Origin of the sequence: Bartonella sp. AD13SXNS (genome assembly GCF_042196465.1) — a bacterium.
In the GTDB taxonomy this organism is placed as follows: domain Bacteria; phylum Pseudomonadota; class Alphaproteobacteria; order Rhizobiales; family Rhizobiaceae; genus Bartonella.
On record NZ_JBHIQI010000001.1, the window covers coordinates 309,932 to 333,503 of the forward strand.

A 23,572-nucleotide genomic window follows, 5' to 3' on the forward strand; every position below is an offset into this window, starting at 1 on the left:
TGGTGATAAATTTATTCATTACGCGTAGATTCTTTGAATTAAATAACTGCTCTCATTGCAACAGTTATCAATCGACAGATGACGATTATGAAAAATTCCTTGAAATATTTATCTTATATGAAGGGAAAACCACAAAATGATTAATGTCGGAAATGTCGTGTTCCTGTAAAGATCATAGCTAAACCTTGCTCATCAGCAGCTGTGATAACTTCTTCATCACGCATGGAGCCTCCTGGTTGAATAATTGCTGTTGCACCTGCTTCAGCTGCTGCTAATAAACCATCGGCAAAAGGAAAAAATGCATCTGATGCAACAACAGACCCTTTAGTGAGAGTTTCTGTTAAGCCTGCTCTTAGCGCACTTTCTGCTGCTTTACTTGCAGCAATTTTTGCTGAATCAATGCGGCTCATTTGTCCAGCTCCAATTCCAACTGTTGCACTATTTTTTGCGTAAACAATAGCATTCGATTTAACGTGTTTTGCTACACGAAAAGCAAATTGAAGATCACGCATTTCATCTTGAGTTGGTGCCCGCTTTGTCACCACTTGCAATTTAAGATCATCAACCACCACATTATCACGCGATTGCACTAAAATGCCTCCCGCTAATGTTTTAGCAAGAAGTCCTCCACAACGTGGATTAGGGATACCACCTGTAATAAGCAAACGAAGATTTTTTTTCTTTGCAATAATTTCACGTGCCGCCATTGTGGCATCAGGTGCAATAATCACTTCTGTAAAAATTTTAACAATCTCTTCTGCACATTCTTCATCAAGGGGCTGATTTAAAGCAACAATTCCACCAAATGCCGATACATTATCACACATAAGAGCTTTCAAATAAGCTTCTTTCAAATTTTTGCCTTCTGCAACACCACAAGGATTGGCATGTTTAATAAGAGCAACAGCAGCAGTTTTTTGCGGATCAAATTCTGCCACAAGTTCAAAGGCTGCATCTGTATCATTCAGGTTGTTATAAGAGAGCGCTTTGCCTTGTAAAAGTCTTGCTGTTGCAATACCAAAACGCTTTTCATTATTGCGATAAAATGCTGCTTGTTGATGTGGATTTTCTCCATAGCGCATAATACTCTCAAGATGGCCAGAAAAACTCTGCCACGATGGCATTTCAATTTTTAAATCCCGTGCAAACCACGCTGCTATTGCCGTATCATAAGCAGCAGTGTGGGCATAAGCGCGCATTGCTAGCTGACGACGTGTGGATAAGCTTAAACATCCGTTATGCTGTTTTAATTCGGCTAGAATCGAATCATAGTCGTTTATCGCTGTTACAACACCGGTATAAGCATAATTTTTTGCCGCTGCGCGAATCATTGCCGGTCCGCCGATATCAATATTTTCAAGAATTGTTTGATTGTCGGCGCCTGATTGGACTGTCTCTTCAAAAGGATAAAGATTCACAACTAAAAGATCAATTCCATGAATGTTGTTCTTTTCCATGGCATCTTTATGGCTAGGATTTTCTCTTACCCCTAACAAAGCACCATGAATCAAAGGGTGGAGTGTTTTAACACGCCCATCCATTATTTCAGGAAATCCGGTAACTTCAGCAACATCTTTTACGGGTAAACCAGCAGCTATGAGTGCTTGGGCTGTTCCTCCTGTTGAAATCAATTCAATATTATAATTCGCATGAAGGGCTTGTGCAAATGCAACAACACCTGTTTTATCAGATACAGAAAGAAGAACACGACGAATCTGATGAAGATCAGGTATGGGAAAATTTTTGGCAACAACACCCATTATAGAAGCCTTAAAAATGAAAGAGTTAAAATTTCAGAAAAATAAACTTATACATTTATAGCATAAGCCTTTAGAAAAATACACTGAAAGAATAAACTCCTTTGTTAAAATACACTAAGAATGACTCATCTTTTTTCTATTATTCTGTTATCTTGGAATGCTGTCATTGAAGATGTGGTGATAGAGGATATACACGTTTCATTGATACATTAAATGTTGTTTTAGTGCATGGTCAATATTCTTAAGATAGTTCTTTTTTGTAGACCCTTTGTAATCGTATGAATAGGAAGATCAAGCGTAAAGATAGAGGTGCTCAATGGATTACCGTTATACTCTTCATGGGCGCTGCCGTGAAATGAGCTTGGGTGCTTTAAGAAATGTTTCTTGAAAAAAAGCTCGTGAATTAGCAAGTCAATGACGTTCTGTTTTACATGAGAAATACACACGGTAAGAATCCGGATTGTTTACAAACCAGATTGGGTTAAAAATCTTCATGCTTTGATATGGTGCGAGGAAGCCAAAAAGAAGCAGATCTTTGCTTACTATAAATTGATTTAGAATAGTAATTTAGTTTTCTATATTGAATGATGGCACTGAACACTATTAGATTTTCTCATTTTATCCCTCGCATTCAGAAACAAAAACTTTTCTTATACATTCCCTAAATGCAAAAATAGAGTAAAAGTGAGAGCTGAGAAATAAGATAATATTTGCTTATACCTTGACTAAACCTAAAAATGAAGCACCGTGGAGGCTTATCCTTTATAAGCACCGTCAAAAGATGAAATTGAGAACAAAACAAGATATCTTGTCAAAGCAAATGCATAAAAACACAATACTATTTTAAAAGTTTATACGATGATAAGCACGCTTACCTTTACCCTCTCATATATATTTCTTGACATAGTTTTATACTTTCATAAGAAATCTCTGTTATTTCAGCGAGGCAATTCCATAGATGGGAATGAAAACTATGGAGATATGTTCTAAATTTAGAATGTTTGATGTCAATTGGATGTAATTCATGTGCAAAAGGACTTTGATCAGAAAAAGAAAAGATAATAAATTTTTTCAATGAGTTTAGTGCTTTTGAAGTAATAAGCCGGTACCATCACACAATTTGCCAGTTCGTGGGTGTTGCTACAAGATTTTGGCACTTGAGACGATTCATAAGAGCCATTTTTAGCCTTTCTTATACAAATTTTATCCACACGCTCATCCTGCTTATAATGTGCAACAGACATGGTTTTTGTTGATTCAAAATAAATAAATTTGAAATGAGAGAATCTTAAGATATTCGGGACTCTCATTCAACATACAAAACAATGAATTATTATTATAAATCAAAGTATTATTGATGATCAAGATACGAAAAGCTTTGTTGTTGTGTCGGGTTTCTTCTTATGTTTCCTCGCCAAAGATTGTCCATAGATTATTGTTAAGCTGATCTTTATGAATATGGTGCAAAGAAAAAAAGAATATGTACGAGTGCTTACTAAAATAAATAAACGCAAAGCTAAGTATATTATTGTTGTTGTTATTAATTATCTTAAAATTTAGCATATTTCTCCAATCCATTGCGGGTATATTGGTGAATTTATAGTATGTTATGTCTCATAAAGCTTTTGTTTCTTGTAACGCAACATCTCATCTTCATGAAGCAGCAGGTTTGAAATAAAAAACGCATCCATACGTTTTCTGCTCTATGATTTTGTATGTTCGATACAGATCAGAGGATTACGTATATAAATTTGAGTAATCTCTGAAACGGCAAACAATCAAATGAGGCAAAAATATAATAGAAATGAGTGCCCATCTTGCCTGTTATTTTTAAATTGTGTGTTAGTTTTTTCAAAAGCGTTTATAACAATGTTTTTTTAGAGTGGTTTTTTAGAATGAGGATAATGCATTGCTTCACATTTTTGTGCATTGCTTCTTTAATGAGGTCACGATTTTCGTGCACAATAAAATACTATTATGGTGCCAATTCACGTGTGTGTATTTTAAAGAGACATTTTTTAATGAATTACTCCCTATTTTATGATGGTCTTTTGAAGAGTATCGTGTAAATTCTTCGTGAATAGGATAACAGATTCATTGTATGCCTATGATTTTTACTAAATAAAAGCGCAAGTCGGTATTCTTAATTCTTGATCGGTTCTCAATATTTTAACAACTCTTGGTCCTTGAGATGGAAGAGGTATTTATTTTCAATAATTTTATCCGTGCGGTTATCTTTGCTTGTGGGGAGCCAAGAGAATGATTTTGATTGCTTCAGCATAAGAAGATTTGAAGTGAAAGAGTCTTACGATATCTGAAGTCTTTTTTAGTTATAAAATGATAGGATTATCAAACTATTATTTCTTGAAAAAACAGATTTTATGGTGTGTTTAATACAACAGCGTTAAGATATGTTCTATTATGAAGCATATTAATGAGACTATATTGGGGGATGGGTATTTTACTTTTAATTTTTTAGTTTTTTTGCCTTAGCAGAAAAAGAAAAGCTCCTAACATCCCAGCGGCTAAAATAAACCACGTGATTGCATAAACGAGATGATTGTTTCGAAAATGTACAATCGTAAGACCAGAAACGGGAAGGTTTGCTTGTGGGGTTGTTTTTTTCCCGGCATCAATGAAATAAGGGGCAACAGTAGACAAACCAAGTTTTTGTGCCATAGCGGGGAGATCGCGCGTATACCATAAATTTTTGTCAGGATTATTTTTGCGTGGAAAAAATCCATTTTTTTCACTCATGCGTAATAAACCTATGATCGTTGTTTGTTCTGTGTCCGTGGTAGAATGTTGCTGAGATGGGGCATTTGTATCCAATTGCTCTGAGTTTTGAAAATTGTTACGTTCATCCATGGGGATAAAACCACGGTTGATAAAGGTCAATGTATTGTCATTAGTGGTTTGTAAAGGAGTCAAAACCCAATATCCCGTAGTATTTTGAGCGGTAGCCGTGACCAAAATATTTTTATCTGTTAAAAATTTTCCCGTGATAACAACAGGTTGATATTCATATTTTTCAAAAGTAACATCTGCCCATTGATTTTTGGGAGGGGCTTTTATGGGGGGCAAGTGAACGCGCTGATTGGCACTGGTGATAAGATTTGTTTTCCAGTTTAACCGTTGTATTTGCCATATACCTAATGCGCTGAAGAGAAGAAAAAAACAAACACATAAAGTTCCAAACAAAAAAGAAGAAAAACGGTTGGGATTGTCCTGAAGCTTTGTCATGGGGGACGCTTGTTTACTCATGATTTATATTTCCTTTCAGGACAATAAGCTTTCATTCTAACATGGTGTGACTTTAAAAAAACATTTTGTACGCCTTATTGCAGAAAAAGATGAAAAATGCTCCCATAAGAGATGAAAAAGGTTTTATAAAAGACTTGACCTTTTGTTGTCGACCCCCTATTAGAAAGAAACTTCCCAATGGTGCCCGTTCGAGGTAGTGTTGTGCGTGCTTTACGTTCATTCTATCCTTTGGGTATAGGGATTTGAAAGTTTCTTAGAGTTTTAAGGGTGAAGTTTATGTCTCGTGCATGTGAATTGACAGGGAAGACGGTTCTGTATGGTAATAATGTTAGCCATGCAAATAATAAGACTCGGCGTCGTTTTTTACCAAATCTTTGCAATGTGACATTGATTTCAGAAGTGTTACAGCAAAGTTATCGCTTGCGCATTTCTGCAAGTGCGTTGCGTTCTGTTGAGCACCGTGGTGGTCTTGATGTTTTTTTAATGAAAGCAGACGATAAAGAGTTATCGCAACGTGCGCGTTTGTTAAAGCGCCAAATCATTAAGAAGAAATCTGAGCAAGAAGGTGAGAAAAAAGCTGAGCAAGCAGCGTAATTTTTAGCGTCATTGTTTCCGGCTTTTTTCTTTTTGATCGCTCTACTTTATTTGGTTCCATACCCCAGGTTAAAAAAAATGTCTTCAAGCGGTCCTTTATTAGAACAGCAAAAGAAAAGGTATATTGTTTTTTCTATTTTAGCAATGTGCCTTGCTGTCACTGCTTCTAATATTTTTGTTCAATATCCTGTCTACTGGTTTGATTTGAATGAGCTGTTGACTTATGGGGCTTTTACCTATCCATTTGCTTTTCTGATTAATGATTTGACCAATCGTTTTTATGGTCCATCTGCTGCGCGGCGTGTGGTTTATGCTGGTTTTTTTGCGGGTGTCTTTGTTTCTTGGGTATTGGCGACCCCACGGCTTGCAATTGCCTCTAGTCTGGCTTTTTTATTTGGGCAACTCCTTGATATTATTGTTTTTACTCCGTTGCGACGTAAAACATGGTGGAAAGCGCCTTTAGCAGCAGCATTGGTTGGTTCGGCTTTGGATACAGTGCTGTTTTTTTCTCTTGCTTTTTCTAGCTTTTTTGCCGTTCTTGATAGGATAACAGGCTATGCTGATAGTTCTCTGGTGGAAAGTACTGTTTTGGGAGGAATAGGCATGCCAGTTTGGCTCTCACTTGCTTTTGGTGATTTTTCGGTAAAAATTGTTATGAGTCTGTTTATGTTGATTCCTTATGGGACAATTCTTAACATTATAAAGCTTCCTCTTTATCGAGGGCATTCAAAGGATGCTTCCTCTTTTGTTTGTAACAAATAATAGTCTTTGTCTTTTTGTTTTCCTGAAGCCAAAAAAATTGTACGCTATGTTTAGTATGGCACGTTATTTATAATGATACTTTATCATTTACCAACTTAAGTAAGAACTCTAACACAAAACACTTTTCTTCTTTCAAAATTCTCTTGTGAGGAAGAAATAGAGTCATTTGTTTGTATCTCACAAGAAGGCAATGTGAATAAAATTGTTTGAGAAGGGGCTAAATATACTTCTTATGAGCGGTTTAAGGTGAAAAAAAATGATAATTATGTTTTTCATTTGAGTGAAAAAGTCCAATATCATAAACTTTTACGCGTTTTAAATACTTTTATTATTGAGTGAATAAAAATTATTTATTTGTCTATGTTACAAGAGAAATTGGCGTGGAGACAACGCCATTTGAAAAGGAAATACTTCTTATGAAGAGCTTTAATGCAATAAAAGTGCAATATTAGACGCTGGAAGTATACTGATTGACCTTAAAATATTGGAAGCTTGAAAATAGGTTTCTGCTGTTGGCTTTTTGCTTGTAAAGCGTAAAGGATGATTCCGAATTCTACATTATGCTATATATGGGTACTGTCGTGAAATCGGCTTCAAGGTGAAATGTTTCTTCGAGTAGGCGCGTGCGAATACACTATATAACGGTGTGTTCTTTTTCGTGAATGAAGCAATATTCTTTTTTTCGTGTTTTTTCTTATATTTTATGTGAGTAAAGGTTTTTGCTTTTATTAATGAGATGGGAGCTTATGTTGATCATTCACTTGTGGAGAGTACTGTTTTGGAATGGTTATGGAGTGTCAGTTTGGCTTGTCGTTTGCTTTTAGCAATTTTGCCGAAAAATCGCTATGAATCCATTTATGCTGATTCTTTTATAAAATAATTCTTAGTGTTTAAAACAGCCTCTTTGGATTATTCTTCTTGTCTGTATCATAAATACGAATTTTATCTTCTCGTTTTACTGAAGATGAAAGGTTAAGTATTATATTTTCTGTGAGAGCAACATTTTAGAGGCATGTTTAGTAGAGATATTGTTTTGTCTACGTGTCTTTCAATATCTAAAATATAGGGAAATAACACAAGATCGAGACAAAAACGGGTGATTATTCAGTCTTTTAATTTAAATGGCACTTTGGGATACGGTCGTAAATGGAGAATTCCAAGTAAAACTTATCCGTTGCAATAAAACCGGAAAGTAAAAGCAAACTCATTATAATTTTTGAAGATGGTTAGAGCATTTCTTTTAGAATTCATAATGCATCTAGTAAAGTAGAAGCCTTCCTTAAAGTTTTATATTCAATTTGTGGGATTATCTTCTCAGGTTTTTAGCCATCAAATTCCGATGGTTTAATGATAGAAATAATTTTTTAAAATGTAATCGTTGTTGATTCAAGGAAGGCTTATTTCTTATAACTATGAGGACTTTTATCACTAAAAAGTACTTCTAATTGTTTTGTTATCGCGTCGGCAAGTTCTTCAGCATTCATAATTGTTACAGCACGTTGATAATAACGTGTGACGTCATGACCAATTCCAATGGCGATGAGTTCGATGGGGGAATGGGTTTGGATTTCTTGAATCACTGCGCGTAAATGTTTTTCTAGATAATTGCTGGAGTTGACCGATAGTGTCGAATCGTCAACAGGAGCACCATCAGAAATGACCATAAGAATGCGACGTTGTTCACGCCGTAATAAAAGGCGTTGATGCGCCCAAATCAAAGCTTCTCCATCAATATTTTCTTTTAATAATCCTTCTTGCATCATCAAACCTAAATTGCGTCGCGCTCGACGCCATGGGGTATCAGCACTTTTATAGATGATATGGCATAAATCATTAAGACGTCCAGGATTATGGGGTTTGTTTTGGTTAAGCCATTGTTCGCGTGATTTTCCTCCTTTCCAAGTTTTAGTGGTAAAACCTAAAATTTCAACTTTGACACCACAACGTTCAAGAGTTTGTGCCAAAATATCGGCACAACTTGCAGCAACGCTAATGGGGCGTCCGCGCATTGAGCCAGAATTATCAATGAGAAGTGAAACAACTGTATCCCGAAATTGGGTATTACTTTCCATTTTAAAAGAAAGGGGTTGCATGGGGTCAATAATTAGACGTGGAAGCCGTGCTGTATCAAGATATCCTTCTTCAAGGTCAAAGTTCCAGTTGCGATTTTGTTGCGCCATCAAGCGGCGCTGGAGACGGTTTGCTAAACGCCCAACGATGTTTTGGAGATGATTGATTTGCTTATCAAGATAACGGCGTAAGTGATCTAACTCGTTTTCAGAACAAAAATCTGTTGCTTCCAAAATTTCATCAAATTGACGGGTGAATATTTGATAATTGCCAAGTCTTTCCATTTGTTCCGAATCAGAAAAAAGGTGTTTGGGTTTGTGCGGCTTTTCTTGCCAAGGTCCATTTTTTTGCTCGCCGTCAGCTTGATCATTGTTGTTTGATTGTGTCGCTTGTGTTTTTCCGTCGTCTTGCACATCACTTTCTTGTTCAGTGCTGGTTTGTTCTTCACTTTGAGCGTGTTTTTTGTTTTTACTCTCTTCTTCTGCTTGGTCTTGAGGTTCATATTCGTTTTTTAATTTTTTATTGTTTTCACTGTTAGAAGCTTCAGCTTGTTGTACTGTCATTTTGAGTGTAACAAGCATTTGGCGAACAATCTGTGCAAAAGTCTGTTGGTTGTAAATATGATGTGTAAGTTCATTAAGCTCTGCTGCGGCTTTTTGTTCGAGTTCTTGACGCCACAATTCTAAAACAGGGCCTGCTTCTTTTGGGGCAGGGCGCTTTGTTACTTTTTCACGCAATAAAAGTGCAATCGCTTCTTGGATGGGAGCCTCACTTTGGTTGCTAATCTTATGATAATGGGCTCTTTTGTATTTATCGGCGAGCATGACATCAAGGTTTTTTGCAAGCCCCTCCATGGTTAACGTGCCAATTGCTTCAACACGTGTTTGTTCGAGAGCATCAAAGACAGCACGTGCTTCTGATTCTAGTGGAGCAAATTGCATGTGAATGCGGTTATCATGCCATGCTTTGCGTAGAGCCATGGAATCACCTAATCCGCGGGTAATGGTGATGTCTTTATTCGTTGCGTATTGAGGTAATTCTGGTAAACGTGCACAACTTTCGCTCAAAGAGGGTCTGTTGGAACTAAAGGAAACTTCTAGGTGAGATGTTCCAGCAATTGCACGCATACAGGTGGAAAGAGCTCTCTTAAAAGTTTCATTATTAAGAATTTTGGGTGAAGCGTTATTTGTCAGATTCTTGCTTTTGTCGTTAAAGTCGATAGCCATGATTGACATACTCCTTTAAGACAAGACGCCCTGCATGAATGATTCGGGAAGCTCTTGTCCAAAGGCGCGTTGATAAAATTCTGCAACAGTGGCACGTTCGAGTTCATCACATTTATTGAGAAAGGTTAATCGGAAGGCAAAGCCGACATCTTGAAAAATTGTTGTATTTTCTGCCCAAGTAATGACGGTACGTGGACTCATGACAGTTGAAAGATCTCCATTGATAAAAGATTGGCGTACCATATCAGCAACATGAACCATTTGTGAAATTATCTTTTTTCTTTCAGTCGTTTGAAAAGATTTGACCTTTGAACAAATGATATCAACCTCTTTATCATGGGGTAAATAATTGAGTATCGCAACAATAGACCAGCGGTCCATTTGAGCTTGATTAATTTGTTGGGTACCATGATAAAGACCGGTTGTATCGCCAAGACCAATGGTATTTGCTGTTGCAAAAAGACGAAACGCTGGATGTGGAGAGATGACACGGCTTTGATCAAGTAAGCTTAGTTTTCCAGAAGTTTCAAGAACGCGTTGAATGACAAACATAACATCGGGACGCCCCGCATCATATTCGTCGAAAACAAGAGCAACATTATTTTGATAAGCCCAGGGCAAAATGCCCTCTTTAAATTCAGTGATTTGTAAGCCATCTTTTAAAACGATAGCGTCTTTTCCTACAAGATCGATACGACTTACGTGACTGTCAAGATTAATGCGAAGACAAGGCCAGTTAAGACGGGCAGCAACTTGTTCAATATGCGTTGATTTCCCTGTACCGTGATAGCCGGAAACCATTACACGACGGTTAAAGGTAAAACCTGCGAGAATCGCTAAAGTTGTTTGCTGATCAAAAAGATAATCGGGATCGATATCAGGGACATGGGGGCTTTTTGTGCTAAAAGCGGGGATTTTCATATCTGTTTCAATGTGAAACAGATCACGAGCGCAAAGTGTAATATCGGGCAAATTTTCAACGGTAAGATTTGTCATTGTGTTTCTGGAAGGGAAAGGACGCTATTTATTCATTAGAAAACGATACAAGAGTTAAAGCATTTATGCAATGCTCTATAACGAGAGCTTTAGAGTTGCAGAAAGATCTTGCTTACTGTTCTATAACGTTTTACAAAAAATAATATTTTGTGCAAATCATCATAGTCTAAATGAGAATGGGTTCATATAAGCGCGTGTTTTTAGCACAAACCAGATTTTTTTAGCAAATTATAAGCATGTAAAACATCGCGAAAGCGCTCTTCTGAAGCACGGTTACCACCATTGGAATCGGGATGGTGTTTTTTTACCAACTCTTTATATTTCATTTTGATATCTTCTGCTGAAGCGTTTGCTTGTAGTCCCAGTGTATCAAAAGCTTTCGCCTCTAAGGGTTTTAATTTCCGTGAGAAATTATTTTTTGAATGCCGCTCAGTAAAAAGCGTAAAAGGATCGCGCATACGATTTTGATAGGCAGCTGTTCCAGAGCGAATCTTTGCATAATTAGCGGCTGTTTTTTTCAATGTACTATTGCTCAGATCTGTAGGCCATGTTGGTCGATGCCCTGTAAGAGCATCCTTTTGGAATTTTGCGATATCTTTATTGCTAAGACCAGAGAAGTAATTAAAATTTTTATTATAAGCGCGTACGTGTTCAATACAAAAATATAGATATTGCCCTTCGTGATTTCGTCCTGCCGGTGCTTTATGAGTCCCTGTTTTTTCACAACCTTCCCACTGACACTGTTGTGCTTCTGGCTCAGCTTTTTGTTTTTTATTTGAGCTTATGCGAATTGAATCGAATAATTTAGATGTTATTGTCATATTCTTGGTTTATGCAAAATTGATCAATTTTACAAGAATTGACTTTTGAAAAATTTGTTTTCACACTTATTCTATTATGAAAAAGTGTATTTTTGCACGTTCATTTTGTTTGAGGAATGAAAAATGTCTATAGAAACAATCATCAACAGAAAGCTTCAGGATGCTTTTCATCCGCAGAAACTGGAAGTGATTAACGAAAGTCATCTTCATGAGGGACATCCTCATGATGAACATGCTTTTGATGGTAAAGGAGAAACACATTTTCGGGTGAAAATTTTATCTTCTTCTTTTTCCAATATGACGCGTGTAGAAATACATCGAGCGATTTATCAAGTTTTAAAAGAAGAGCTTGCTACTTGTGTTCACGCTTTGGCACTTGAGGTTGAAACTCTTTGATTTTTTTGATGAGAAGCCGTTAAGAGCGAGGATGTGCCTTTTGATAAATTTCTAACAAATGATCTGTATCGACATGGGTATAGGTTTGTGTGGTGGAAAGGCTAGCATGCCCAAGAAGTTCTTGAATTGTGCGCAAATCTCCCCCCCTTGATAAAAGATGAGTGGCAAAAGAATGGCGTAGTGTATGAGGCGTGGCAGTTTCTGGTAAACCAAGACTTGCACGTAAATTACGGACAGCTTTCTGAATAATGGCAGGCTGTAGGGGACCACCCCGCGCACCACGAAACATGGGTTGGTTGTCTATTAAAGGATGTGGGCAACATTGAAGATAATTTTGTACGGCTTCGTAAACAATTTTTATGAGGGGAACAAGGCGTGTTTTTCCCCCTTTTCCCGTTATAAATAAACTTGTTTTTTCAGGATCAGAAAATTGTTCTGGTGTGAGGCTTAAGGCTTCTGATATTCGCATTCCACAGCCATAAAGAAGCATGAGGACAGCAGCATTACGAGCGGTAATCCAAGGTTCACTTTCCAGTTGATTTTCTTGTTTGACTATGTGGAGTGCTGATTTTATCGCTAAAGGTTTTGGGAGCGATTTGGGGTGTTTGGGGCTTCGGATAAGTTGAGCCGCGGGAACATTGACGATTCCTTCACGTGATAAGTATTTGAAAAAAGAACGGATGCCTGCCACCCCTCGGCTTAAAGAGCGCGCACTTACATTATTTGTTCGCCGATAAGCAAGATAAGCACGCAAGTCACTAACGCGTAAATTAGCAAGATCTGTAAGGGTTGGTGTATGGCTTAAGTGTTGACAGAGAAAAGATAAAAATTGCCGTGTATCACGTTCATAAGCTTGCGCTGTTTGTGCGGATAGACGACGTGTTTGTATGAGACACTCTAACCAGTTTTTCCTTGCGTTTAAAATTGCATGGTCTGCTGGAATGAGAGGAATATTTTCATCTTTTCTCTTGTCGTTTTTGATGGGCATTATCTAGTTGAGGGTTTCTTTCTTTTTAGATTTTTCGTCGTTAGAATGACCATTTTTGCTGTGGGATTGATCTTCACGATTGATAAGTTGTTTTTCACCTTTGAGAGAGAGTATTTTTAAAAGGTTGTGTGTTGACATCAAGTGCGCAAAAATTAATCCTAAAAAGCCATTTTTATGAAGTTTGGCAAGTTGGCTTGCTGATAGCTTATTCAATTTTTCTTCATCAACAACCCAAAAATGTTCCAATTGCGCTGAAAGACCTTTATCGTTTTTCACATTGATTGATTTTTGGCTTAGAAGATCCATTTCCACAAGGGCATCAATAAACTCAGAGGTTTTCTCCATAGCGATTTTAAAACTTTCAAGAAAACGAATACGTTCTTCCATAAAAGGAGAAATAGAGCCATCGGAATTAAAAAGTTCTGTTCCTGCAACTTCATTAAACATACCTGACTGTTGATCAAAGCAAACAGAAAGTTCTTTTTCATTGCTAATTTGTGCCAAAACAAAAGGGTAGCGGCGGACAAAGGCGGGAACATAAGTATCGGTTTTCCAACTTTTATCAGAGGTAATGTAGTCATTTTCGTCGTTAGAAAGTCCTACAAGAGCAGCGGATGTATAGTGCCGTTTTTTTTGTTCATCTTCGGCGCACATAAATAAAATAGGATAGTCTAGTGCTGCTTGAAAATATTCAGTACTTGCTAAAGGAACCCAGTGCGTATCTTTGGCAAAAGACATATCACTTGGAGGAGCAAATTTTAGATTTTTATGGGAAACTTTGTTGATTGGGGTAATATCTTTGTAAAATAGCATAATATTTGCCATAAGACTTCTCCTTTATTAATTTGTTTTTGTCACCAAGAAAGGTCTTTTTGGAAGATTGTCTCATATGGCAACAAGATTGAATAGAAAACTATAAGATTGAAGGGCTCATTTTTGAGAGATAATATTTTTGCATGAAGTATAATAAAGAAAAGCTTAAAAATAAAGTCTATCTTGCCATTATTGGTACGCCTCATGGTATAAAAGGGGATGTTTTTGTTAGAATTTTAAGTGCTGACCTCCAGCGTTTCAAGTCTTATGGTACTCTTTATGATGATATGGGGCGTTCTTATGAAATTATAACTCTTCGCATGCAAAAAAATAAGGCGATTGTACGTTTTAAAGGGGTAGAAAATCGTAATACTGCTGAGTCTTTAAACGGTATTCGCCTTTATGTGATGCGTGATCAATTAATTGATGATTTGATGGAGGATGAGTTTTATCAAGTCGATTTAATGGGTTTGTGTGTCCAAGATTGTGGGGGAAAAATCTTAGGTGAGGTATGTGGTTTTTTTAATTTCGGGGCTGGTGATTTGCTTGAAATACGTTTGAATACGGGTAAAAGAGTTCTTATTCCCTTTAGTAAGGCGGCGGTACCAGAAATTTGTATGGATTCTGGTTTTCTTGTTGTTGATCCCATGGCAGCTGGTTTTAGCGATAGAGGAGAAAATGATAAAAAGGAAATGGCTTGAATCTAAAAAAATCAAAAAGAGAAAATGCTAATAATGCAAGTGATCCAAGCAGGAGGGGTATTTTGATTTCTAAAAGTTTTTTGGATTCTTAGAGGCAATTTGAAAGTAAAGGTCTTATTTTCAAAGTGAAAATATTGAAGAGAGGGATAATATTAAATATGGCGAAGATAGAGGAGATCTAGATTAACGCTATAGCGTTATAAGGTTTGGTTTGTGCTCTTTTTTCTATAAGAGTATGTTTAAGAAAATGAGGATGAAAAAATAAAAATGAAGTTTCAGGCGCGCGTTTTAACCCTTTATCCTGAAATGTTTCCTGGTTTTTTAGGGTATTCTTTAGCAGGGCAAGCTTTAGAGCGTGGGATTTGGTCACTGGAGACTGTGCAGATTAGGGATTTTGCTTTGGATAAACACCATAGCGTTGATGATACACCAGCTGGTGGGGGGGCTGGTATGGTGATGCGGGCAGATGTATTAGCGGCTGCACTTGATAGTTATCCACAGGATTCGCCAAGATTATTGATGAGTCCACGTGGGCGCCCTTTTGATCAAGCTTATGCGCGTAGCTTGGCTCGTGATTCGGGCGTAACGTTGGTTTGTGGACGTTTTGAAGGTGTTGATGAGCGGATTATAGAAGCACGGGAATTAGAAGAAGTCTCTATTGGTGATTATATCCTTTCAGGGGGTGAGGCAGCTGCACTGGTTATCTTAGATGCTATTATACGCCTTCTCCCCGGAGTGATGGGAAATGAAGCTTCTGCAAAGTGTGAAAGTTTTGAAAATGGTTTGCTAGAACATCCGCAATATACCCGCCCTTCTCTTTTCGAAGGACGGGGGATTCCGCCTGTGTTGATCTCAGGTCATCACAAGGCGATTGCAGATTGGCGTCAAAGCCAAGCCGAATTGCTAACACGTCAACGTCGTCCTGATCTTTATGCGCGTTATGATAAAAAACATCAGAAAACTTGATTCATATGATAAGGTGGTGTATTGCATGGCTCTCTTTTTAGAGAGTTTTTTTATAAAAGGTTTTCTGTAGTTCCAAAATTAAAATGAAGGAATGGTGTATTCGCTCCTGTTGTAAGGCATAACCTAAAGAGCTCCTTTTCTTTAATTAAAGGTTTTTTAGGTAAGAGTTGAGCGCTCTGACTGTTCGATAAAGAACATGAAGGATAGAAGAAATGAATATTATCGCACAGCTTGAAGCTGAACAATGTGCAAAAATTGAAGAAAAGCGCAAATTTCCAGCCTTTCAGCCAGGAGATACAGTTCGTGTTATGGTGCGTGTGACGGAAGGTACACGGACACGTGTTCAGGCATATGAAGGTGTTTGTATTGCACGTTCAGGTGGTGGGTTGAATGAAACCTTTACAGTACGCAAGATTTCTTACGGTGAAGGAGTGGAACGGGTATTTCCTGTTTATTCTCCTTTGATTGAAGGTGTTGAGCTTGTGCGCCGTGGTAAAGTGCGTCGTGCAAAACTTTATTATCTTCGTGGTTTGAGAGGTAAAGCTGCGCGTATCGCTGAAAAGAGAGATTATCGGAAAAAAGCTGAAAAGGTTGTTGAGAAAGTAGAAGCAACACTCGTAAGCACAGATGTTGAAAAGAAAGTTGCTGAGTAAAGATTATATCGGCTAAACTTTATGCAAAAGCGGCTTTTATGCCGCTTATTTGTGTCTTTCGTGATTCGTTTTGTCATTTAAAAGGCTGTGAAGAGACATAAAAATGTTTAATCTATCAAATTTTTTGTCTTTTTTATTCTTAAATAATGGATCAAATTTAGAATATCATTGTACATATCGTGAATACTCAAGAGTACAATGATAGTTTGAAAAAATGTCTGTTTATATTTGAGAAAAGATGTTAGACCTTTGACGTGAAGATAAAATTGTATTAGATTAAGGCAAGTTTTGCGGAGTATATCCGTTGAGTAATCGGTTTTTTTTATGCGTGACCTTTAATCCGTTATTTGAGACAACCGACCTGTAATATTGGTATTTGAGATGCCAAACAAGTAAAAGCGAGATAATATATTTAGTCGTTTTATGCGAGCTTTCTCGTTTGTTACGGTTGCAGTAAAAACCATGTCAGGATATTTTATGACAGAGACAACTAGGATAAAAGAGCGCCCTCGTTCCCCTCATATAAGTATTTATCGTTGGACAATTACTATGGCCATGTCTATTGCGCATCGCGTTACAGGTATGGCTCTTTATGTTGGAATGGTCTTTCTTGCTGTTTGGTTAATTGCTATTGCATGTGGGGAGGAGGCATTCAAAACAGTTCATGAGATTTATAGTTCTTGGTTTGGATTGTGTATCTTGTTTCTTTATACTTTGGCAGGGGTTCATCACATGGTTGGTGGTGTTCGCCACATTGTGTGGGATGCGATGCCTTGCCTCCTAGCAAAAGAAAAGGCAACAGTTACTGCTTGGGTAACAGTGTTTATTTCTCTTATTATTACTTTTATAATTTGGATTATTGGATATAGCATTGTTTAGCTGGGGGTGAAAAGAGAGATGAAAAAAGATTTTCGAACGGAACTTGGAAAAGTACGGGGGCATGGGAGTGCTCATGAAGGAACAGAGCATTTTTGGCTACAGCGTTTGACAGGGGTTATCAATCTACCGCTTTTGATGTTTTTTATTGTTCTTATTCTTTCGCTTGTAGGCAAAGACTATAGTATTGTCCGTGAACGGCTTGCACACCCTATTGTTGCTATTTTGATGGGATTGATGACTTTTTCAGTCCTTTATCATATGAAACTTGGTATGCAGGTGGTGATTGAAGATTACATTCCACGTGAAGGTTTCCGGATATTCTTTTTAGCATTAAATATTTTATTTTGTTTTCTCATAGGTGGTGTCATTATTTTTTCTCTTTTGAAAATCGCATTAGGGGGTTAAACACATATGGCGGGTACAAGATCATCTCTGGGCGCTAAAGCAGGTAACGCCCCTTATCGCACTGTAGATCATAAATTTGATGTTGTTGTTGTTGGGGCAGGCGGTGCAGGATTACGTGCAACACTTGGTATGGCAGAGCAGGGATTAAAAACAGCTTGTATCACGAAGGTTTTTCCAACGCGTTCACATACGGTTGCAGCACAAGGGGGTATTGCTGCATCACTTTCAAATATGGGACCTGATAATTGGCAGTGGCATTTATATGATACCGTGAAAGGTTCTGATTGGTTGGGTGATACCGATGCAATGGAGTATTTGGTGCGTAATGCACCTGCTGCTGTCTACGAATTAGAACATTATGGCGTTCCTTTTTCGCGAACGCAAGAAGGCAAAATTTATCAACGTCCTTTTGGTGGACATACGACACAATTTGGTGAAGGCCCACCTGTTCAGCGTACTTGCGCAGCAGCTGATCGTACAGGACATGCCATTTTGCATACGCTTTATGGACAAAGTTTAAAGCATAACGCGCAATTTTTTATTGAATATTTTGCACTCGATCTCATCATGACGGATGGGGTTTGTACGGGGGTTGTAGCATGGAATCTCGATGATGGTACAATACACCGTTTTTCTGCCAAAATGGTTGTTCTTGCAACCGGTGGTTATGGGCGTGCTTATTTTTCCGCGACATCGGCGCATACCTGTACGGGTGATGGTGGTGGAATGATCGCACGTGCTGGATTGCCACTTCAGGATATGGAATTTGTGCAATTCCATCCTACAGGGATTTATGGTTCTGGTTGCTTAATTACAGAAGGAGCTCGGGGTGAGGGGGGCTATTTAATCAATTCTGAGGGTGAACGCTTTATGGAGCGCTATGCACCTTCCTTTAAGGATTTGGCTTCACGTGATTTGGTTTCGCGTTGTATCACTCTTGAAATTCGTGAAGGGCGTGGCGTGGGACCTAAGAAGGACCATATTCATTTGGTTCTCAATCATATTGATCCTGCAATCTTGCATGAGCGTTTACCGGGGATTTCGGAATCAGCACGGATCTTTGCAGGTGTGGATGTAACAAAAGAACCTATCCCCATCTTGCCAACAGTTCATTATAACATGGGTGGGATTCCTACAAATTACTATGGGGAAGTTCTCAATCCAACGGCTGATGCGCCTGATCGTATTCAACCCGGGCTGATGGCAGTAGGAGAAGCGGGGTGTGCTTCTGTTCATGGTGCTAATCGCTTGGGGTCAAATTCATTGATTGATCTTGTGGTATTTGGTCGTGCTGCTGCTCTTCGCGCAGGTGAAGTTATTGATCGGAATGCAGAAATTCCACCCCTGAATGAAGCCGCTGTTGATGAAATTATAGCGCGTTTTGATCGTTTGCGTTTTGCAAAAGGGGCAGTACCAACAGTGGTATTGCGTGAAAAAATGCAACGCACGATGCAAGAAGATGCGGCTGTCTTCCGTACTGAAGATTCTTTGCAACAAGGATGTCAGCGGATGAATAAAATCTGGGAGGAATTGTCTGATATCAAAGTCACAGATCGTTCTCTGATATGGAATTCTGATTTGGTTGAAACATTAGAGCTTGAAAATCTCATGGCGAATGCAATCATGACTGTTTATTCGGCGGAAGCACGTTTAGAAAGCCGTGGTGCCCATGCGCGTGAAGATTATCCAGAGCGTGATGATAAAAACTGGCGTAAACATACGCTTTCACATTTGTCAAAAGAGGGTAAGGTGATGTTATCCTATCGACCTGTCCATGTGGACCCGTTAACATCTGAAGCTGATGGTGGGATTGATTTAAAGCGCATTGCACCTAAAAAACGGGTTTATTAGGGGGAGAATGAATTATGGTACAAATTAAGCTTCCCAAAAACTCTCAAGTAAAACCGGGAAAGGTTTGGCCTAAACCTAAAGGCGCTAAAAAACTAACAGAATTTCACGTTTATCGTTGGTCGCCTGATGATGAGGAAAATCCTCGTTTAGATACCTATTACGTAGATCGTTCCGCTTGTGGTCCGATGATTCTTGATGGGCTTTTGTTTATTAAAAACCATATTGATCCAACTTTGACACTTCGTCGATCATGCCGTGAAGGTATCTGTGGTTCATGTGCGATGAATATTGATGGAGCTAATACATTGGCTTGTACCAAAGGTATGGATGATGTAAAACATCCCATTAAGGTCTATCCTTTACCTTCCATGCCGGTTGTTAAAGATCTGGTTCCTGATTTAAAGCGCTTTTATGCACAACACAGAGTCATTGAGCCTTGGTTGCAAACAGTTTCTCCTGAACCTGCAAAAGAGTGGTTACAAAGTTACTCCGATCGCCAAAAAATCGATGGTCTTTATGAGTGTATTTTGTGTGCGTGTTGTCAGACATCATGTCCAAGTTATTGGTGGAACGGTGATCGTTATTTGGGCCCTGCTGTTTTGCTTCAAGCTTATCGCTGGATTGCGGATTCACGTGATGAAATGTGTGGTGAACGTCTTGATAATTTAGAAGATCCTTTCCGCCTTTATCGTTGTCATACGATTATGAATTGTGCGCAAACTTGTCCAAAGGGATTAAATCCAGCTAAGGCAATTGCTGAGATTAAAAAACTCATGGTTGAACGCCGTCTTTGAAAATTGACTGATTGATCAAAAGAAAGCGCAATGGAGAAAATTGTGCGTGTTTTTAGAGATTAAATCTCTAAAAACACATGGGTCGTTTATGAGTCCTCGTTTGAGGAAGAAGTCGATATGCTCCTATCTTTCTATTCTTGAATGGAATGTAATTTATGCATGCTAAATCAGAATGATAGTATACTTGTATTAGGTTTTCTGTATTTGAAGATTATTTGGTTAAAAAACATATTTATTGATCATTTGAAGAAAATAAAACTTAGAATTTTTAAACGATAAGCTCTTGTCTTTAAGACGATAATTATTTGCGATGATTAAAAGTATCTATGTCAATCAGCTTTTTATAGGCGAATTAAGCTTCATTTTTTTCACATCAAATATACATTTTCAAAAGAAAAAGAATGATCAAAGGTTAAGAGAATTGAGAAAGAATCTCATGTGTGATTTGGTTTTTTTGTACAGTTGTTTTCTCTTAATTTTTTTCTTCTTTTATTCATTAAAAGTGTAGAAAATGCATTGAAGAAGCAAAGGAAGAGGGGGATGAAATAAAAAGCCGTAACTAATTGGTTACGGCTTTTTTGTCTTGTATAATACTATCGAGAGAAGAATCCCTCTTAAGCGATTTTTGATTTAGCAAAAATTGGGTCGTAAAAGACTTCAGAAAGTTGCCTATCTTTAAAGAATAACACTACATCAACTGTTGTGTAGAGAACGATCTTTATCATTTCTAACTCGAGTTGGCGGCCAACTTCAGATCTTTTAATCAAGGTAGCACATCGTTCAAATGTCTGCAAAGCACTGTTGGCATGCGTCGTTGTAATTGATCCAGGATGACCCGTGTTTAGTGAATTGAGATATTCCCATGCTTCATTGCCTCGTAATTCAGCGAGAAAAATTCGGTCCGGCGATTGACGCATACACGCATCTAGGCATTCTTCAGCTGAAACACGACCCACATTGTTACCATAAATCATATGTACATGATTAGGATGATTGGGGAGGAAAAGCTCATGAACATCTTCAATTGTGATAATACGCTCTTCTACAGGAACCTTTTCAATAAGCGAGCGGGCAAATGTTGTTTTCCCAGATCCTGTCTTGCCTGCGATGATAATATTGCGTTTGTGAAGGATGCATTCTTCCAAAAATTCAAGAATTTTACCCTCACGTTTATGTTGCAAGAGTCGAACTTCAAATGGCTCCAACCGTGTAAAGTCCTGCTTCGATAACAAGTTATTTGCTTCTTTTTCAGAAGGTTTATTAAAACTTACATCAGAAAAATTATCAAATGCTCCTTCTTCTTTGAGTTCTTCTAACGTTTTAACTACAAGAGAATGTTTACGAATTACAAAAGAAAGAGCACCATCAATGACAGCTGGTGTTTGTATAATTGTACCACGTTGTCCACCAGGCAATAGCACATAATTAATACTTTTTGGAGCCATACCATTATAAACAATAATAGCCGTAATAAGCGTTTGCAAAAAAGCAGTGGTTAACTCTGGCACGCTATATACCTGCCAACCCTTAAAGCTTTTTGTCCATACTTCACAGGGGCGGCAGATCGATAATTCAGTGATCTGCGGATCTTCTAAAAAATGATCAAGCGGTTGCAAAAGCTGAGAAACGGCTTGATCTTTCTGTATTGGGTTAACGTGTGACGAGACTGTAGACATCGCTGAAATCCAGATCACGAGCAACAAAGATGTTCACTCGTTCGCCTTGGTTTTTATAAAGTGTTGGTGCAATATTGATGGAACCTTGAAGAACATCGGTCACTATCGATTCAGCATTCTGAGCACTTTGAGATTGAACACTTTGAGTTTGTGAATTCTCTTTATTCTCTTTGCTATTTTTATTAATTTTGCTTCTTACCCATTCTCCTAAATCACCGATGATACTCACCATAATGGCACTGCCAAAACGTTCCCAAAAGTGTCTATCAACCCAGCCGTCGATACCTGATTCACCAAGAGGACCTGTACCAGGTGAGTCAAGATTAACAATAACACCAGAAGGCGTTTCAATGCGTGACCATTGCACAAATACACGCGTTTGTCCTTGTTGTATGCCACTTTGGTAAAAACCAACAACTTTAGAACCACGGTCGAGCAAAACAACGCGACCACTTGTGGAGTAAATATCACGTGTTAGATGACATGTCGTCATGCCTGGTTGTGATGTGATGATCTTTGTTTCCAATGCGCAATCTATTTGTGTTCCTTGCGTAATCAAGAAGTCACGATTACGAAGTTGTGCTGCATGTGATTGACCTAAACGAACTGGTTGGAGACGGTCGAATAATGCGCCACTATTTCCATCATCATTCGATGCTTTTTTTGTTTCTGCAGATCCTTCACTCCCACCGTTGTTAAGACTAGAACTGAGCATACGTTTGCGTGCTAATTCTTCAGAATCTTTAAGCAGATGTGAGGGAATGGTTGTTTGAAGAAGCTTACTCAAGGCTGGTGAAATATCCAAAGTTGAGTCTTCTGTTTGTGTTGGTTTATCTGCTTCTTCTACAAACTTTGGCTCTTCTATAACTCGGGGGGTATAGCTTGGTATAATTTGCTGTACTGTTTGTTGTGATTTCTCTTCCTCCACTTCTACGGTGTTACGCATTTTAAAAGATTTCCAGGTCAAAGCAATCGGTACCGCTATTATGACAATAAGTCCTACCATTAACAATGCGCGAGTACCTGGAATTGTCGGACGGCGTTCAGAACCTAGTTCCGATCCTCCATACACGCTTTCGACATGTCGTTGCTCTGCATTGTCTAGTCTTGTACCTTTCCCCTCTCCCTTCTCATTACCAAACATCATTTTCCTCCTTTATTGACGCGATGAACCACCGAAGATATTGTTCCAGTTGTATTTGGTATACCATTGGGATCATAGGCTTCATTAAAAACAGCTAAAGCACGTTTTCCAAGTCGTATAAGCCATTTAGGATTGACTTTATGAACGGCGATAATATCATTAGAACTGCCAACAACGGTGCGTGGTATTAAGCTTTCATTCCCCTCAGCATCTACGACATAAATCGATGGCATGTCCATGTTAGCGGGAAACTTAAAATAAGTAATACGCCCATTGTCCCAAGCATTTATCGGCGCAATATCTTGGTGGCCGCTCATGGTGTAACTAAGATTATAACCTTTTACGCTTTGATGAAAACCACGTTCAATTGCAAGGCGTTGGTTGTTTGTGTCTGATTTTTCATCGTTTGAATCAGGATAATGGAAAGCCAATTCATAAGTTGCTCCTGCACGGTCATTGCGAAATTGTAGCCGGAATTTGTAACTTCGTTTGTCAGTTACAACGATGAGATTGGTATTGGCAAGTTCTGCCTTTGGTTTAATAAAAATATGCCTCCCTTTATGCGCAAAGGCATAGGCCTCTGAATCACCAAAGGCATGAGTGATATACTGTTCACCTTCTTCAAGAATAATATGTGTTGCCACACCAAGAACTGTTTCAATTTGAACCACATCAGCTTCGTTATATGTTATATAGCGAATACGATGATCATATTGTGAATTTGATGGGCTTTTGAGTGCTTGCACAGGCACCGTATAAAGAGAAGAAAACGAAGACAATAGAACAATGAATGCAAGTTTTTTCATAACAATC

The 23,572-nt window shown here is 38.2% G+C and carries 21 protein-coding genes; 11 read left to right on the forward strand and 10 right to left on the reverse strand.

The genetic code is table 11. The features are described 5' to 3' along the window. Window positions 1–140 precede the first annotated feature (140 nt). Entirely contained in the window at window positions 141–1,760 is a 1,620-nt protein-coding gene (gene purH, locus ACFIMQ_RS01130; RefSeq protein WP_375703216.1) for a bifunctional phosphoribosylaminoimidazolecarboxamide formyltransferase/IMP cyclohydrolase, read from the reverse strand. 2,475 nt (window positions 1,761–4,235) lie between these two features. Next, on the reverse strand, window positions 4,236–5,024 hold the full coding sequence (locus ACFIMQ_RS01135) for an SURF1 family protein (RefSeq protein ID WP_375703217.1): 789 nt from the start codon (window positions 5,022–5,024) through the stop codon (window positions 4,236–4,238). Window positions 5,025–5,300: 276 nt separating this feature from the next. Between ACFIMQ_RS01135 and rpmB the strand changes: the two genes are divergently transcribed. From rpmB to ACFIMQ_RS01150, 3 genes are all read left to right on the forward strand, one after another. Then, window positions 5,301–5,618 (forward strand): 50S ribosomal protein L28, encoded by a 318-nt coding sequence (gene rpmB, locus ACFIMQ_RS01140; protein ID WP_375606026.1) that lies wholly within the window; start codon window positions 5,301–5,303, stop codon window positions 5,616–5,618. 78 nt (window positions 5,619–5,696) lie between these two features. Next, complete coding sequence (locus ACFIMQ_RS01145; protein WP_375609043.1) at window positions 5,697–6,380, forward strand: VUT family protein; 684 nt, start codon at window positions 5,697–5,699, stop codon at window positions 6,378–6,380. A 736-nt stretch (window positions 6,381–7,116) separates the two neighbouring features. After that, window positions 7,117–7,260: a hypothetical protein gene (locus ACFIMQ_RS01150; protein WP_375606024.1), complete on the forward strand. Its 144-nt coding sequence runs from the start codon at window positions 7,117–7,119 to the stop codon at window positions 7,258–7,260. Between the two features lie 517 nt (window positions 7,261–7,777). On the opposite strand, the gene cobT is transcribed toward ACFIMQ_RS01150, so the two are convergent. From cobT to ACFIMQ_RS01165, 3 genes are all read right to left on the reverse strand, one after another. Further along, the gene (gene cobT / locus ACFIMQ_RS01155; RefSeq protein WP_375615736.1) at window positions 7,778–9,676 is read right to left on the reverse strand and encodes a cobaltochelatase subunit CobT; all 1,899 of its coding nucleotides are present in this window, start codon (window positions 9,674–9,676) and stop codon (window positions 7,778–7,780) included. 15 nt (window positions 9,677–9,691) lie between these two features. After that, the gene (gene cobS, locus ACFIMQ_RS01160) at window positions 9,692–10,672 is read right to left on the reverse strand and encodes a cobaltochelatase subunit CobS (RefSeq protein ID WP_375615737.1); all 981 of its coding nucleotides are present in this window, start codon (window positions 10,670–10,672) and stop codon (window positions 9,692–9,694) included. Window positions 10,673–10,872: 200 nt separating this feature from the next. Further along, a complete protein-coding gene (locus tag ACFIMQ_RS01165; RefSeq protein WP_375615738.1) occupies window positions 10,873–11,493 on the reverse strand; it encodes a J domain-containing protein in 621 nt (206 codons plus the stop codon). Between the two features lie 123 nt (window positions 11,494–11,616). On the opposite strand from ACFIMQ_RS01165, the gene ACFIMQ_RS01170 reads away from it, so the two are divergent. Continuing rightward, a complete protein-coding gene (locus tag ACFIMQ_RS01170) occupies window positions 11,617–11,889 on the forward strand; it encodes a BolA family protein (RefSeq protein WP_375606020.1) in 273 nt (90 codons plus the stop codon). Between the two features lie 19 nt (window positions 11,890–11,908). Here the strand turns inward: ACFIMQ_RS01170 and ACFIMQ_RS01175 are convergent, their stop codons facing one another. Together ACFIMQ_RS01175 and ACFIMQ_RS01180 are read right to left on the reverse strand one after the other, a co-directional pair. After that, window positions 11,909–12,877, reverse strand: a complete 969-nt coding sequence (locus ACFIMQ_RS01175; RefSeq protein ID WP_375703218.1) for a tyrosine recombinase XerC — start codon at window positions 12,875–12,877, stop codon at window positions 11,909–11,911. 3 nt (window positions 12,878–12,880) lie between these two features. Next, the gene (locus ACFIMQ_RS01180) at window positions 12,881–13,702 is read right to left on the reverse strand and encodes a SapC family protein (RefSeq protein ID WP_375615740.1); all 822 of its coding nucleotides are present in this window, start codon (window positions 13,700–13,702) and stop codon (window positions 12,881–12,883) included. Between the two features lie 131 nt (window positions 13,703–13,833). Here ACFIMQ_RS01180 and rimM point away from each other — a divergent pair, with 131 nt between their 5' ends. The 7 genes from rimM (at window position 13,834) to ACFIMQ_RS01215 (ending at window position 19,939) form a co-directional block, all read left to right on the forward strand. Then, window positions 13,834–14,391: a ribosome maturation factor RimM gene (rimM, locus tag ACFIMQ_RS01185; RefSeq protein ID WP_375703219.1), complete on the forward strand. Its 558-nt coding sequence runs from the start codon at window positions 13,834–13,836 to the stop codon at window positions 14,389–14,391. Window positions 14,392–14,658: 267 nt separating this feature from the next. Next, window positions 14,659–15,357: a tRNA (guanosine(37)-N1)-methyltransferase TrmD gene (gene trmD / locus ACFIMQ_RS01190; RefSeq protein ID WP_375615742.1), complete on the forward strand. Its 699-nt coding sequence runs from the start codon at window positions 14,659–14,661 to the stop codon at window positions 15,355–15,357. A gap of 212 nt (window positions 15,358–15,569) precedes the next feature. Next, window positions 15,570–16,010, forward strand: a complete 441-nt coding sequence (gene rplS / locus ACFIMQ_RS01195; RefSeq protein WP_375615743.1) for a 50S ribosomal protein L19 — start codon at window positions 15,570–15,572, stop codon at window positions 16,008–16,010. A 477-nt stretch (window positions 16,011–16,487) separates the two neighbouring features. Then, window positions 16,488–16,889, forward strand: a complete 402-nt coding sequence (gene sdhC / locus ACFIMQ_RS01200; protein ID WP_375703220.1) for a succinate dehydrogenase, cytochrome b556 subunit — start codon at window positions 16,488–16,490, stop codon at window positions 16,887–16,889. 18 nt (window positions 16,890–16,907) lie between these two features. After that, a complete protein-coding gene (sdhD, locus tag ACFIMQ_RS01205) occupies window positions 16,908–17,294 on the forward strand; it encodes a succinate dehydrogenase, hydrophobic membrane anchor protein (protein ID WP_375703221.1) in 387 nt (128 codons plus the stop codon). A 6-nt stretch (window positions 17,295–17,300) separates the two neighbouring features. Further along, window positions 17,301–19,145, forward strand: a complete 1,845-nt coding sequence (sdhA, locus tag ACFIMQ_RS01210; protein ID WP_375703222.1) for a succinate dehydrogenase flavoprotein subunit — start codon at window positions 17,301–17,303, stop codon at window positions 19,143–19,145. Between the two features lie 14 nt (window positions 19,146–19,159). Beyond that, complete coding sequence (locus tag ACFIMQ_RS01215) at window positions 19,160–19,939, forward strand: succinate dehydrogenase iron-sulfur subunit (RefSeq protein ID WP_375615747.1); 780 nt, start codon at window positions 19,160–19,162, stop codon at window positions 19,937–19,939. Window positions 19,940–20,553: 614 nt separating this feature from the next. On the opposite strand, the gene virB11 is transcribed toward ACFIMQ_RS01215, so the two are convergent. Genes virB11 through virB9 form a run of 3 tightly spaced genes read right to left on the reverse strand, consistent with a single transcriptional unit; the run spans window position 20,554 to window position 23,565 of the window. Continuing rightward, window positions 20,554–21,615 carry a P-type DNA transfer ATPase VirB11 gene (virB11, locus tag ACFIMQ_RS01220; RefSeq protein ID WP_375615748.1) on the reverse strand — a complete coding sequence of 354 codons (1,062 nt, stop codon included), beginning with the start codon at window positions 21,613–21,615 and terminating at the stop codon, window positions 20,554–20,556. Beyond that, complete coding sequence (gene virB10, locus ACFIMQ_RS01225) at window positions 21,590–22,759, reverse strand: type IV secretion system protein VirB10 (RefSeq protein ID WP_375703289.1); 1,170 nt, start codon at window positions 22,757–22,759, stop codon at window positions 21,590–21,592. Before virB10 ends, virB11 begins: the two co-directional genes overlap by 26 nt. Then, window positions 22,759–23,565: a P-type conjugative transfer protein VirB9 gene (virB9, locus tag ACFIMQ_RS01230; RefSeq protein WP_375609048.1), complete on the reverse strand. Its 807-nt coding sequence runs from the start codon at window positions 23,563–23,565 to the stop codon at window positions 22,759–22,761. Before virB9 ends, virB10 begins: the two co-directional genes overlap by 1 nt. Between the last annotated feature and the right edge of the window lie 7 nt (window positions 23,566–23,572).

Excerpts from the sequence above, each read along its gene's own strand:
- purH (WP_375703216.1), bottom strand. The coding sequence starts at position 1,760 with ATGGGTGTTGTTGCCAAAAATTTTCCCATACCTGATCTTCATCAGATT.
- ACFIMQ_RS01135 (WP_375703217.1), bottom strand. The coding sequence starts at position 5,024 with ATGAGTAAACAAGCGTCCCCCATGACAAAGCTTCAGGACAATCCCAAC.
- rpmB (WP_375606026.1), top strand. The coding sequence starts at position 5,301 with ATGTCTCGTGCATGTGAATTGACAGGGAAGACGGTTCTGTATGGTAAT.
- ACFIMQ_RS01145 (WP_375609043.1), top strand. The coding sequence starts at position 5,697 with ATGTCTTCAAGCGGTCCTTTATTAGAACAGCAAAAGAAAAGGTATATT.
- ACFIMQ_RS01150 (WP_375606024.1), top strand. The coding sequence starts at position 7,117 with ATGGGAGCTTATGTTGATCATTCACTTGTGGAGAGTACTGTTTTGGAA.
- cobT (WP_375615736.1), bottom strand. The coding sequence starts at position 9,676 with ATGGCTATCGACTTTAACGACAAAAGCAAGAATCTGACAAATAACGCT.
- cobS (WP_375615737.1), bottom strand. The coding sequence starts at position 10,672 with ATGACAAATCTTACCGTTGAAAATTTGCCCGATATTACACTTTGCGCT.
- ACFIMQ_RS01165 (WP_375615738.1), bottom strand. The coding sequence starts at position 11,493 with ATGACAATAACATCTAAATTATTCGATTCAATTCGCATAAGCTCAAAT.
- ACFIMQ_RS01170 (WP_375606020.1), top strand. The coding sequence starts at position 11,617 with ATGTCTATAGAAACAATCATCAACAGAAAGCTTCAGGATGCTTTTCAT.
- ACFIMQ_RS01175 (WP_375703218.1), bottom strand. The coding sequence starts at position 12,877 with ATGCCCATCAAAAACGACAAGAGAAAAGATGAAAATATTCCTCTCATT.
- ACFIMQ_RS01180 (WP_375615740.1), bottom strand. The coding sequence starts at position 13,702 with ATGGCAAATATTATGCTATTTTACAAAGATATTACCCCAATCAACAAA.
- rimM (WP_375703219.1), top strand. The coding sequence starts at position 13,834 with ATGAAGTATAATAAAGAAAAGCTTAAAAATAAAGTCTATCTTGCCATT.
- trmD (WP_375615742.1), top strand. The coding sequence starts at position 14,659 with ATGAAGTTTCAGGCGCGCGTTTTAACCCTTTATCCTGAAATGTTTCCT.
- rplS (WP_375615743.1), top strand. The coding sequence starts at position 15,570 with ATGAATATTATCGCACAGCTTGAAGCTGAACAATGTGCAAAAATTGAA.
- sdhC (WP_375703220.1), top strand. The coding sequence starts at position 16,488 with ATGACAGAGACAACTAGGATAAAAGAGCGCCCTCGTTCCCCTCATATA.
- sdhD (WP_375703221.1), top strand. The coding sequence starts at position 16,908 with ATGAAAAAAGATTTTCGAACGGAACTTGGAAAAGTACGGGGGCATGGG.
- sdhA (WP_375703222.1), top strand. The coding sequence starts at position 17,301 with ATGGCGGGTACAAGATCATCTCTGGGCGCTAAAGCAGGTAACGCCCCT.
- ACFIMQ_RS01215 (WP_375615747.1), top strand. The coding sequence starts at position 19,160 with ATGGTACAAATTAAGCTTCCCAAAAACTCTCAAGTAAAACCGGGAAAG.
- virB11 (WP_375615748.1), bottom strand. The coding sequence starts at position 21,615 with ATGTCTACAGTCTCGTCACACGTTAACCCAATACAGAAAGATCAAGCC.
- virB10 (WP_375703289.1), bottom strand. The coding sequence starts at position 22,759 with ATGTTTGGTAATGAGAAGGGAGAGGGGAAAGGTACAAGACTAGACAAT.
- virB9 (WP_375609048.1), bottom strand. The coding sequence starts at position 23,565 with ATGAAAAAACTTGCATTCATTGTTCTATTGTCTTCGTTTTCTTCTCTT.